The following is an 11959-nucleotide window of genomic DNA, read 5'->3' as shown; positions in this document are numbered from 1 at the left end:
GAACATCATGACCCTGTCAGAAGCTGAAGACAAAACTGAATCGCACCATCACCAACTGGTTCTGGTGCCACACTTTATTGCCGGAGAACCGCTGGTCTCGGGAGACTGCTATCTGCCAGTAGAAGATCCGGCGCTGGGGCACGAAATTCGCAAAGTGATCCTGGCTGATCGATCAGTCAGCGAGCGGGCGATCATGGCGGCTCAGGATGCCTTGCCAGCCTGGCGGGCAACACCGCCGGCCAAACGCGCACAGATCATGTTCCGCTTCAAGCAACTGCTGGAGAGAGACGCGGAAATCATCTGCAGCCTGATCAGCGAGGAGCATGGCAAGACCATCGAAGATGCGCGCGGTGAATTGAAGCGTGGCATAGAAAATGTGGATTACGCCTGCGGTGTACAGGAACTGCTGAAAGGGGAGTATTCCCATGATGCGGGCCCGGGCATCGACACCTGGTCCAACCTCCAGTCGGTAGGCGTGGTCGCCGGAATCACGCCCTTCAACTTCCCGGCCATGGTGCCGCTGTGGATGTTCCCCATGGCACTGGCCTGTGGTAACACCTTTATTCTGAAGCCTTCGGAGCAGGTGCCTTCGGCCAGTATCCGCATGGCGGAACTGCTGCATGAAGCCGGACTTCCGGCCGGTGTGTTCAATGTTCTGCAGGGTGACCGTGAGGCCGTTGAGGTGCTGATAGCGGCCCCCGAGGTCAAGGCGCTCAGCTTTGTCGGTTCGACACCGGTGGCCCGCGCCATTTATGAAGGTGGCACTCGCCACGGCAAGCGGGTCCAGGCGCTTGGTGGCGCCAAGAACCATGCCGTTGTCATGCCGGATGCCGATATCGATAATGCGGTAGAAGCACTGCTCGGCGCCGCTTATGGCAGTGCCGGCGAGCGCTGCATGGCCATCTCGGTGGCCGTCTGTGTCGGTGATGCGGTAGCGGATGAACTGATAGTGAGAATCGCTGACCGAGCTCGTGATTTGCGTATCGGGCCGGGATTGCAACCGGGCAATGACATGGGCGCGCTGATCAATCGCGGACACCGGGAACGCGTTGCCGGTTACCTGGAATCCGGCGTCGTCGATGGGGCTGAACTGTTGGTGGACGGGCGTGATCATCCCCTGGGCACAGAGAGTGAAGGTTATTTTCTCGGTGCCAGCCTGTTTGACCGAGTCACCCCAGACATGTCGATCTGGCAGGATGAAATTTTCGGCCCGGTGCTGTGCGTGGTCCGAGTCGAGTCACTGGACGCCGCGATCGCCCTGATCGACAGTCACGCCTATGGCAACGGTACCTGCATATTCACGCGCGATGGCGCAGCTGCCCGACAGTTTGCCGACAGTATCGAGGTGGGCATGGTGGGCATCAATGTGCCCTTGCCGGTGCCGGTCGCTAGCCACAGTTTCGGCGGCTGGAAATCCTCGCTGTTTGGTGATCTCCACGCCTATGGCCCCGACGCAGTCCGCTTCTATACCCGCAGGAAAGCCATTTCCCAGCGCTGGCCCGGCTCTGCCGTGGTCAGCGCCCAGTTCTCCTTTCCGTCCTGAGGAAGCCCTTCAAGCGCCTGGCGACGACGATATCCCAAGCGGACTCATGTCCTTCTGTCGGCGTCGCCAGAGTGCTTTTTCTGCCTCCACCAGCAGCATTACCAGCACACCATAGCCCAGCATCAGGCCCCAGTGATTCAGCGTCAGCGGTGCACTCTGGAACAGGGTGTTCATCACTGGTGTGTAGATATAAGCCAGCTGCACCAGCAGCATGGTGGCTATGCCGGCCCAGATCCACGGATTGGAGAACACCGGTGTGCGAAACAGGCTTACCGACAGCGAGCGGCAGTTGAGCAGGAAGACGCTCTGCACCACAACAAACAGCGTCACCGCCAGAGTGCGGGCCACCTCGTCGCTCTCGCCCTGCATCTGGGCCCACTGGAACAGACCAAAGGCGCCGATCAGCAGCAGGGTGCTGACGGACACGATGCGGCCGATCATTTCGGCGCTCAGAATCGGTGAGTCCGGCGCTCTGGGCATGCGTGTCATGATGCCGGCTTCGCGCGGCTCGAAGGCCAACATCAAGCCAAGGAAAATGGCCGTGGTCATGTTGAGCCAGAGCGCCTGCACCGGCAGCACCGGCAGGGTGGCGCCGATCAGGATGGCCACCATGATGACCAGTCCCTGGCCAAGATTGGTGGGCAGAATCCAGGTGATGAACTTGACCAGATTATCGAACACGGTGCGGCCTTCCTCGACCGCGGCTTCGATGGTGGCGAAGTTGTCATCGGTCAGCACCATGTCGGCGGCCTCCTTGGACACCTCGGTGCCGGCAATGCCCATGGCCACGCCGATGTCTGCTTTTTTCAGGGCTGGCGCATCATTGACACCGTCACCCGTCATGGCGACCACATGGCGTCGGGCCTGCAGGGCGGTGACCAGCTTGAGCTTCTGCTCCGGAGCCACACGGGCAAACACCGAGACATTCTCTGCAGCGTCGAGTAGTTCGTGGTCTGACAGTTGGGTCAACTGCTGACCGGTCCGCACCTCCTGCGTCCCGGCAGCGTCTCCCGCTTTGCCGATACCGATCTGCTCGGCGATAGCGCGTGCCGTCAGGGCGTGATCACCGGTGATCATTTTCACCGCGATACCCGCTTTCTGGCAGGTCGCCACCGCCTGTATGGCCTCTGCACGCGGCGGGTCGATCATCGCCTGCAGACCCAGGAAGGTGAGCTGGCGTTCACTTTCCGTGCTCTCGAATGCCTTGAGGTCTTTGGTATCAACGTCCACGGTTTTGCGGGCAAAGGCCAGCACGCGCAGGCCCATTTCGGCAAACTGCTCCGCGGTTTTCGTGATGCCATCACTGTCCAGTTCGACTGGTTCGCCGTCTGCACCGATGGCATCCTGACAGCGTGCCAGAATCTGCTCCAGAGAGCCCTTGATCAGGATGACAGGTGCTTCGTTGTCCTGTTCATGCAACGTCGCCATGTACTGGCGGTCCGACTCGAACGGAATGGTGTCCAGGCGTTTGTGGGTCCGGGTCAGTTCAGCGCGCTCCAGGCCGGCTTTCTGGGCCGAGGTGAGCAGGGCGCCTTCGGTCGGATCACCCTCGACCTGCCATTGCCCCTCTTCCTGGTGCAGATTGGAGTCGTTGCACAGCAGGCCATTGAGCAGGCACAGGTGAACGGCCTCCGGCAGGTCTTGCGTGCCGATATTCGTGTCTTTGCCCTCTTCGCGCAGCGCCCCTTCAGGCTGGTAACCGCTGCCGGTCACGTCCAGTGTTGTGCCTCCGGCATGAATTTTCTGCACCGTCATCTGGTTTTCAGTGAGCGTGCCGGTCTTGTCTGAGCAGATAATGGTGGTAGAGCCCAGTGTCTCGACCGCTGGCAGCTTGCGAATGATGGCGTTGCGCAGCGCCATGCGGCGCACGCCGATGGCCAGAGTGATGGTCACGACCGCGGGCAGGCCTTCCGGAATGGCGGCCACCGACAGCGCCACAGCGGCCATGAAGGTATCAATCCACGCCTGTCCGTGGAGCAGGCCAACACCGAAGGTGACAGCTGCCAGTGCCAGAATCACAATCAGCAGGATACGGCTGAAGGCCTTGATCTTCTGGGTCAGCGGTGTGTCCAGGCTGACGGCCTGCGAGATCATGTCAGCGATCTTGCCGGTCTCTGTATCATCACCGGTCGCGATCACTACGCCGGAGCCACTGCCGTAAGTGGCCAGGGTGCCGGCAAAGGCCATATTGATGCGATCGGCCAGCACCGTGTCTTCTTCCAGTTCGGTGCGCGCCTTCTGCACGGCGACCGACTCACCGGTCAGCGCCGATTCGTCGATCTGCAGATCCCGACACTTGAACAGTCGCATGTCGGCCGGCACCTTGTCACCCGAGCCGAGCAGCACGATGTCACCCGGCACCAGTTCTGTGGCCGCTATCGTCTGCCGCTCGCCGTCACGAACCACCGTGGCTTCCGACGACAGCATGGACTTCAGCGAATTGATGGCCTCTTCGGCTTTGGCTTCCTGCACATAGCCGATCACCGCATTGGCCAGAACCACGGCCAGAATCACTGCCGAATCAATGTATTCGGCCAGTAGAAACGTCACCACGACTGCGACCAACAGGATATAGATCAGCGGGTTGTGAAACTGCAGCAAAAAACGTTTGAGCGGATGTATCCCCTGCTGTGCACTGATGCTGTTCTCGCCGAACAGGCGCCGTCGCTCTTCAACTTCCTGATTTGAAAGACCCTCGTGATGGTCGGTTTTGAGCGCGGCGAGAGCGTCTTCCTCCGCCAGGTTGTGCCAGAGTTCTTTTGGCAGGTGATCCATGGGATTTGTGCCTTGATCCTTGAAATTTGAATTTTCTGGTCTCAGTCGGGGCACTAGCTTAGCAGATTGAAGGCAGATGAACTTGACCGGGAGCAATGAACAGCTCGTTATTTCTCCTGTGACAACCGCTTCGTCAACACAGTAACATGGGTCATCAGGCTCGGCCTGTTGTCGGGTTATCCGGCAGACCATAGTGATTGGAGAGTTGCCTGCCATGTACGGACAAACGAACGCAGCCGTCTGCAACCGCGAAGAACTCAATGTCGCCATCCTGATGAGTGCGCTGCTGGCGCCAATTGCAATTGTGGCGTTCAGTTTGGCCTATCTTCGCCGACCGAACAGCGCTGGCAGTGTTGTGTCATGAGTCAACCCGTCCGTGACCCCGACGCACCGCAGCCCACTGCCTACGGGCAATTGCTGACCGTGGCGGACAGCATGCGCGCCTTCATGACCACCGCTGAACGGGTGGCGCGCACCGAGGCCTCGATATTGGTGCGTGGGCCCACCGGCTCGGGCAAGGAGCTGGTAGCCCGCCATATTCATGACCGCTCCCGACGTGCCAGCCGACCGTTTCACGCTATCAACTGTGCCGCTCTGTCACGGGAACTGATGGCATCGGAGCTGTTCGGTCATCGGCGGGGCGCTTTTACCGGGGCCAATCATGACCGCACCGGTCTGTTGCAACTGACCGATGGCGGCACCCTGTTTCTGGACGAAATCGCCGAGATGCCGCTGGATATTCAGGCCGGCTTGCTGCGCGTTTTGCAGGACCGGTGCTTTACCCCTCTGGGTTCCAGCGATGTGATCCATACGGATATCCGGCTGATTTCAGCCACGCACGAATCGCTGCGCAGCCGTGTCGCTGAGGGCCGCTTTCGCGAAGACCTGATGTACCGGATCCGGGTGGTACCCCTCTATCTCCCACCTTTGCGCGAGCGGACCGGTGATGTGGCCATGCTGATCCGAGATCGGCTGGAACAACTCAACAAGCGCGAAGAGCGAACCGTGGAAGCCCTGTCCGATGATGCCTGGCAGACGCTGCTCAGCTACCATTGGCCCGGCAATGTGCGCGAACTGGACAATGTCATGACTTATGCCCACGCCATTGGCGAGGGCAAGACGATACAACTGGCTGACCTGCCGCCCGAGCTGCGCGGTGAAGCACCGCCGGACGAAGCCTGGTCGCCCGTAAAAGCGTCCGAGCGTGAGCAGATTCTGGCGTTGCTGCAGCGCTTTTCCGGGCGTCGTCAGGCTGTAGCCGAGGCCATGGGCATTTCCCGCGCCACGCTCTGGCGGCGCATGAAGACGCTCGGGCTTGATTGAAGGTTATGTCCACTTCAGACCTGCTTCAACGACTGCGCCACTGGATGCCTGTTTTCCAATGGCTGCCCGGTTATCAAAAAAATTATCTTCGCGGCGATGTGCTGGCAGGCGTAACCGTGGCCATGATGCTGATACCACAGGCCATGTCCTATGCGCTGCTTGCCGGTCTCCCGCCCTATGTCGGCCTGTATGCCTCGGTTGTTCCGCTGTTGCTGTATGCCGTGTTTGGTACCTCGCGCGAGTTGGCCGTAGGCCCGACGGCGCTGCAGGCCCTGCTGGTGGCCAGTGGTCTGGCGGTGCTGGCGGATGGCAGTGCCAGCCAGTATCTGGCGCTGGCGGTCATGTTGGCGCTGATGGTGGGGATCATCGAATTGCTGATGGGCCTGGCCCGCCTGGGTTATCTGGCCAACTTTTTGTCGCAGCCGGTGATTTCCGGGTTTACCAGTGCGGCGGCCCTGATCATCGGGTTCAGTCAGTTGCAGCACCTGATCGGTGTTGATCTGCCGCGCACCGACAATCTGCTGGCACTGATCTGGATGACACTGCAGCAGTGGCAGGCGTTGAACCCGGTCGCCCTGCTCATCGGGGCCGGCAGTATCGGCTTGCTGGTGGTGTTGCGCTGGCTGAACCCACTGATACCAGGCCCCTTGCTGGGGGTTGCAGTGGCCACCCTGGTGGTCTGGTTGCTGCGTCTCGACAGTCAGGCTGGGGTCGACATTGTGGGCGTGGTGCCGTCAGGCTTGCCGACACCGGCTTTTCCAGTCGTTGAATGGAGTCTGGTGGTAGATCTCGTGCCGATCGCGCTGACCATTGCCCTGATCGGACTGGTCGAAAGCATTGCCGTGGCCCGGCGCATCGCCAACGAGCACGGCTATGATGTCAGCCCCGACCGAGAACTGGTCGCCCTGGGAGTTGCCAATATGGGCGCGGCGCTCAGTCAGGCCATGCCGGTGACAGGGAGTTTCAGCCGCTCGGCGGTCAATACCCGGGCCGGAGCCCGCACCGGGCTGGCCGGTATCATTACTGCCGGCATGATCGCCGCTGTGTTGCTGGCCGGAACCTCTCTGCTGCACTTCATACCCACCGCAGCGCTGGCGGCGGTCATCATGGTCGCGGTGGCGGGTCTGCTCGATTTTCGAATTGTCGGACGCCTGTGGCGCGTGCGGCGGGATGATCTGGTCATGTGGGCCATTGCCTTCGGTGGCACCCTGTTGTTGGGTGTGCAAACCGGTATTCTGCTGGCCATTGTGGCCTCTCTGCTGTGGTTTGTGGTGCGTACGACGCGGCCACACTATGCGGTGATGGGCCGCCTGCCGGACAGCGCGGCTTATCGCAATATCGATCGCTATCCCGAGGTTGTAACCTATCCCGGCGTGCTGATCGTGCGCTTCGACGCCCAGTTCTACTTCGGCAATGTGGCCTTTTTGAGGGATACGCTGCGCCGCCTCGAGGTCGAGCAGGCGACACCGGTGCGCGCGGTCGTGCTGGATGCGGCCGCAGTCAACCAGCTCGATTACTCGGCCGATGTCATGCTGCATGAACTGCTCCGAGACTATCGGTCCCGAGGTATCGGTCTCTTTCTGGCCAACGTCAAGGGGCCGGTCCGAGACGTGATGGTCCGCAGTGGCTTTGTCGCGGCACTGGGTGAACAGCGTTTTTTCATCAGCACCGAGGATGCGGTGCAGGCGGCACGAGAGTGGGCTGAAGGCACGACAGCGTGACTGACCACTTGCAACCTTGTTGCAACATAATTAAACATCATCGGGTGATGACGTCCGGTGGGAGCTCATAACCCATTGATAAATAGAGCGAAATAAAGTTGGCATGAGGTTTGATTAGGTTCCTGCAAGCGCATTTTTTCGCGATCAGGAGACCACCACATGCCACTTTCCCCGCAGTCCCTTGACTGGGTGGCCACAGAGCAGATTATCCGCCAGGTACCCTGTACCTGCGTTGACGGCAGAACCGCAGGCCATCGTTTCAGTGCGGTCGGAGGTAGCCTCGGCGTAATTCTGGCAGTACTGAACGAGTATCAGGTGCAGAGTGATCGGATGCTCTCCGATGCAGCCGTGTCCGAGGCACTGACACTGTTTGCAGATCGTATTGGCCCGGTATATCTGCACTCCGACACCCACGCCATGAACGCCATCATAGCGCGTATGGGTCTGCCGTCTGAGACGACACCGGGCTCCCTCAGCCAGTCACAGCAGCGCTCGTTCATCGAACTGGCCAGTCAGGCCGACTATCAGGGGTGCGGTCACCTGCGTCTGCTGCTGACCCAATCCAGCGCCTATGCGATGAGCGCCGCTCTGGTGGAGTCAGCCCTCCGTGTTGTACTCAGACTCTGGTTTGCCGGCCAAGCCGGTGTCGTCTTTGACATTCTGCAGGGCGACCATGCCGAGTCGGGGGTTGTGGTGATCGATCGCCAGACGTCGAGGCCGCTCAATGAAACAACGCCTCTGACAGACGCACCCGATCAGTTTTTCTGTCATCGGCCTCTAAAACATGAACTGATTCGCCGCTTTGTAGCCGAACTGCAGCAATGCGGCTGGACGACTTTCTCGTCCGAATCGGCCGAGCGCATCGCCAGCGACCATGACAAGGCTGCGGATTTGACGCTTTCGGTTTTGGCCGCTCAGCTGCCTGTTGAACATCTGACTCTGTGAGGCCATGACATGTCTACCCCTCTGACAACACGCATCAAGTACTGGATACCGGCTCTGACCTGGTTGCCGGGGTATCAGCGCCAGGATCTGCGCGGCGACCTTGTTGCCGGCATTACCGTGGCCATGATGCTGATTCCGCAGGCCATGTCCTACGCCATGCTGGCCGGTCTGCCACCCTATGTGGGGCTTTATGCCTCGGTGATCCCGCTGATCATCTATGCTCTCTTCGGCACCTCCCGCCAACTGGCGGTCGGACCGGTGGCGATGGTGGCACTGCTGGTGGCCAGCGGCGTCGGCGCGCTGGCCGAGGTGGGGTCTGCCCATTACATCGCGTTGGCTGTGCTGCTGGCGCTGATGGTGGGGGTGATTCAGTTCGGCATGGGCATCTTTCGTCTTGGCTTCCTGACCAACTTTCTGTCCCATCCGGTGATTTCCGGCTTTACCAGTGCGGCTGCATTGATTATCGGTTTCAGTCAACTGCAGCATCTGATCGGTCTGTCATTGCCGAGAACTGAAAACATTGCCGTGCTGGCCTGGGCGGCTGCCACCCAGTGGGCCGACATCAACATTGCCACCTTGAGTATTGGCCTTGGCGGTGTCGCCGGTCTGCTGCTGCTCAAGCGCCTGAACCCGCTGTTACCGGGGGCCATGATTGTGGTGGTGATTGCCACGCTTGCAGTCTGGCTGCTGGGGCTCGACGAACACCATGGTGTTCATATCGTCGGGTCTGTGCCGGCCGGATTCCCCGAACTGTCGGCGCCGTCGGTCAATACGGCGGACATGATGGATCTTCTGCCCATTGCCATCACCATCGCCTTTATCGGTTTCGTGGAGAGCATAGCGGTGGCCAAGAAGATCGCTGCCGAAAAGCGATATGATGTAGATCCCAACCGTGAGCTTGTCGGTCTGGGTCTGGCCAACATAGGGGCTGCATTTTTCAAGGCCATGCCGGTCACCGGGGGCTTCAGCCGAACGGCAGTCAACCGCAATGCCGGGGCCAACACGGGTCTTGCTTCCATCATTACCGCGGTGCTGATCGGCCTTGCGTTGCTTTTGGCCACACCGCTGTTCTATTACATCCCCACAGCAGCGCTGGCCGCGGTAATCATGGTTGCAGTGGCTGGCCTGATCGACACGCACGAGGTGAAACATCTGTGGCAGGTCAAGCGGGACGACCTGACCATGCTGGGGATTGCGTTCTTCGCCACCCTGATCCTGGGCGTCAAGGTCGGTATCTTTGTGGCCGTGGGTGCCTCCATGGTTTGGTTCGTCGTCCGCACGACACGCCCCCACTATGCCATTCTGGGGCGAGTACCGGGGACTCGGGTCTATCGGAACCTGAAGCGCGTGCCGGATGCGGAAACCACCCCCGGCGTGCTGGCCATCCGCTTTGATGCCCAGTTCTACTACGGCAATGTGTCCTTTCTGAAAGAGACCATTCGCGCAGCGGAACAGCAGATGAATACGCCGCTGCAGGCGGTGGTGCTGGATGCATCGTCCATCAACCAGTTGGACTCGTCGGCAGACACCGCGCTGCATGAGCTGCTGGATGACTATCGCCGGCGCGGTGTCGACCTTTTCGTGGCCAACGTGAAGGGCCCGGTGCGCGATGTCATGGAGCGCAGCGGCTTCGTGCAGAAGCTTGGCGCGGACCACTTCTACCTGACCACTGATGAAGCGATGCAGGCGGCAGAAAATACAACATCAGCTTGAAATATTAGATAAAACTAATATAATGGTTAACATAGCGTACAACGCACTTAATTGCCCCAATCAGGGGATGGAGAGAGCATCATGAGCAACATCGATATCAAGACCTTCTACGATGAAGCAACCAACACACTGACCTATGTCGTGTCCGATCCGACCACCCGCGATGCGGTCGTGATCGACCCGGTACTGGACTACAACCCCATTGGCAGCAAGGTCTCTGACGAGTCCTATCAGCAAGTGGTGGACTACATCCAGGCCAACGACCTGACCCTGCACTATGTGCTGGAGACCCATGCCCATGCCGATCACCTGAGTTCCAGCCAGTTGTTCCGGGATGACTTCCCGAGCGTCAAGGTCGCCATCAGTGAGCGTATTCGCGGTGTGCAGGAAGTCTTCAAGGGGGTCTACAATCTGGGTGAGGCCTTTGTCACCGATGGCCATCAGTTCGACTATCTGATCGAGGATTTTGAAGAACTGAAAGCCGGCAGCCTGACCATCAAGGCGCTGCCGACACCCGGGCATACTCCCGCCTGTGCCTCGTTCCTGATCGAGGATGCCGTTTTCACCGGTGATGCGCTGTTCATGCCGGATTTCGGGACCGGACGCTGTGATTTCCCGGCCGGTGACGCCAAAACCCTGTACAAGGGCGTGGTCGAGAATCTATACAGCCTGCCGGATGACACCAGAGTGTTTGTCGGTCATGACTATCAGCCAGGGGGTCGCGAAGTTGCCTATGAAAGTACCATTGGCGAGGAAAAGGCGAGCAATATCCAGTTGCGTGCCGACACCACGGAAGACGAGTTCGTGCAGTTCCGGGAAGGCAAGGACAAGACACTGGCCGCACCGAAGCTGATTTATCAAAGCATCCTGGTGAACATCGATGCCGGACATCTGCCGGCTCAGGAAAGCAACGGCAAGCGTTATCTGAAGATACCGCTGAATATCCAGACAGCCTGAGGGGGCACTGCTGATGGAAATCGTGAACTTTACACCCATTCCCGCTTTTGTAGGCGGGGCTCTTATCGGGCTCTCGGCCGCGCTGTTGCTGTGGGCCAAGGGCCGTGTAGCGGGGATTTCCGGTATCGCCGGTGGCATTATCTACCCGGCCAGGGGTGACATGGACTGGCGCATTGTCTTTGTGGTCGGCCTGATTCTGGGCGGCTTCATCTATCAGTGGGTCGGTCTCGGCGCCGGTGTCAGCCATATCGAGGCCGTGGTGGATACGCCCCTGCTGATCATCGCCGGTCTGCTGGTCGGTATCGGAACCACCATCGGAGCCGGATGCACCAGTGGCCACGGTATCTGCGGTCTGGCCCGACGCAGTCCGCGTTCACTGGTGGCGACCCTGAGCTTCATGGCCAGCGCCATTGTGACTGTTTTCATCGTTCGCCATGTGATCGGAGGCTGACCCCATGAGCAATTTACCAAGACTGCTTGCGGCGCTCGCGGCAGGCGTACTGTTCGGCTTCGGTCTGTCCGTGGCACAAATGATCGACCCGGCCAAGGTCGTGAACTTTCTGGACCTCTTTGGCACCTGGGATCCGTCGCTGGCCTTTGTCATGGGCGGTGGGTTGCTGGTGAATGCCATTGCCACCCCGTTCATTCTCAGGCAGCAGAAGCCGTTGTTTACGGAGTTCTTCCAGATACCCACCCGCAGCGACATCGATGCACGTTTGGTGGGCGGCGGTGTACTGTTCGGAGTCGGCTGGGGTCTGGCCGGTTACTGTCCCGGCCCGCTGCTGACCTCGCTGAGCTTCGCCAACATGGACATAGTGACCATAGTGGTGGCATATCTGGCAGGTACTTTTGCTACCCGCTGGGTGCTCAACCGACCGGCCATGGCGGTGGCTTGACGGCCTGATTCCGGATACACGGTCTCAAGTTATTGTCCGGAAAGCCGACTATAATCAACGTATCGGTTTTTTGGACTAGTCTGTCA

At 59.7% G+C, this 11959-nt stretch carries 9 protein-coding genes; 8 read left to right on the top strand and 1 reads right to left on the bottom strand.

Translation table 11 applies throughout. The features are described 5' to 3' along the window. The first annotated feature begins 7 nt into the window (after positions 1–7). Positions 8–1543, top strand: coding sequence for a CoA-acylating methylmalonate-semialdehyde dehydrogenase (locus LAT62_RS00400; protein ID WP_293377190.1), 1536 nt, complete (start codon positions 8–10; stop codon positions 1541–1543). 9 nt (positions 1544–1552) lie between these two features. On the opposite strand, the gene LAT62_RS00395 is transcribed toward LAT62_RS00400, so the two are convergent. Then, positions 1553–4318 (bottom strand): cation-transporting P-type ATPase, encoded by a 2766-nt coding sequence (locus tag LAT62_RS00395; protein WP_293377187.1) that lies wholly within the window; start codon positions 4316–4318, stop codon positions 1553–1555. 360 nt (positions 4319–4678) lie between these two features. Between LAT62_RS00395 and LAT62_RS00390 the strand changes: the two genes are divergently transcribed. The 7 genes from LAT62_RS00390 (at position 4679) to LAT62_RS00360 (ending at position 11873) form a co-directional block, all read left to right on the top strand. Beyond that, positions 4679–5641 (top strand): sigma 54-interacting transcriptional regulator, encoded by a 963-nt coding sequence (locus tag LAT62_RS00390; protein ID WP_293377184.1) that lies wholly within the window; start codon positions 4679–4681, stop codon positions 5639–5641. 5 nt (positions 5642–5646) lie between these two features. Further along, entirely contained in the window at positions 5647–7362 is a 1716-nt protein-coding gene (locus LAT62_RS00385) for a SulP family inorganic anion transporter (RefSeq protein WP_293377181.1), read from the top strand. Positions 7363–7521: 159 nt separating this feature from the next. Next, on the top strand, positions 7522–8307 hold the full coding sequence (locus tag LAT62_RS00380; protein WP_293377178.1) for a hypothetical protein: 786 nt from the start codon (positions 7522–7524) through the stop codon (positions 8305–8307). Between the two features lie 9 nt (positions 8308–8316). Beyond that, positions 8317–10020 (top strand): SulP family inorganic anion transporter, encoded by a 1704-nt coding sequence (locus LAT62_RS00375; RefSeq protein ID WP_293377175.1) that lies wholly within the window; start codon positions 8317–8319, stop codon positions 10018–10020. An 81-nt stretch (positions 10021–10101) separates the two neighbouring features. After that, positions 10102–10977: an MBL fold metallo-hydrolase gene (locus LAT62_RS00370; protein ID WP_293377172.1), complete on the top strand. Its 876-nt coding sequence runs from the start codon at positions 10102–10104 to the stop codon at positions 10975–10977. 13 nt (positions 10978–10990) lie between these two features. After that, complete coding sequence (locus LAT62_RS00365; RefSeq protein ID WP_293377169.1) at positions 10991–11428, top strand: YeeE/YedE family protein; 438 nt, start codon at positions 10991–10993, stop codon at positions 11426–11428. 4 nt (positions 11429–11432) lie between these two features. Continuing rightward, complete coding sequence (locus LAT62_RS00360; RefSeq protein ID WP_293377166.1) at positions 11433–11873, top strand: DUF6691 family protein; 441 nt, start codon at positions 11433–11435, stop codon at positions 11871–11873. Positions 11874–11959 lie beyond the last annotated feature (86 nt).

This window comes from Natronospirillum sp. (assembly GCF_022565775.1).
In the GTDB taxonomy this organism is placed as follows: Bacteria; Pseudomonadota; Gammaproteobacteria; order Pseudomonadales; family Natronospirillaceae; genus Natronospirillum.
Note: the sequence above shows the minus strand (reverse complement) of the source record. Positions and strands in the feature narration are given on the sequence as shown.

Coding starts and splice junctions, on each gene's coding strand:
- LAT62_RS00385 (WP_293377181.1), top strand. CDS start 5,647: ATGTCCACTTCAGACCTGCTTCAACGACTGCGCCACTGGATGCCTGTT.
- LAT62_RS00360 (WP_293377166.1), top strand. CDS start 11,433: ATGAGCAATTTACCAAGACTGCTTGCGGCGCTCGCGGCAGGCGTACTG.
- LAT62_RS00390 (WP_293377184.1), top strand. CDS start 4,679: ATGAGTCAACCCGTCCGTGACCCCGACGCACCGCAGCCCACTGCCTAC.
- LAT62_RS00400 (WP_293377190.1), top strand. CDS start 8: ATGACCCTGTCAGAAGCTGAAGACAAAACTGAATCGCACCATCACCAA.
- LAT62_RS00365 (WP_293377169.1), top strand. CDS start 10,991: ATGGAAATCGTGAACTTTACACCCATTCCCGCTTTTGTAGGCGGGGCT.
- LAT62_RS00370 (WP_293377172.1), top strand. CDS start 10,102: ATGAGCAACATCGATATCAAGACCTTCTACGATGAAGCAACCAACACA.
- LAT62_RS00395 (WP_293377187.1), bottom strand. CDS start 4,318: ATGGATCACCTGCCAAAAGAACTCTGGCACAACCTGGCGGAGGAAGAC.
- LAT62_RS00380 (WP_293377178.1), top strand. CDS start 7,522: ATGCCACTTTCCCCGCAGTCCCTTGACTGGGTGGCCACAGAGCAGATT.
- LAT62_RS00375 (WP_293377175.1), top strand. CDS start 8,317: ATGTCTACCCCTCTGACAACACGCATCAAGTACTGGATACCGGCTCTG.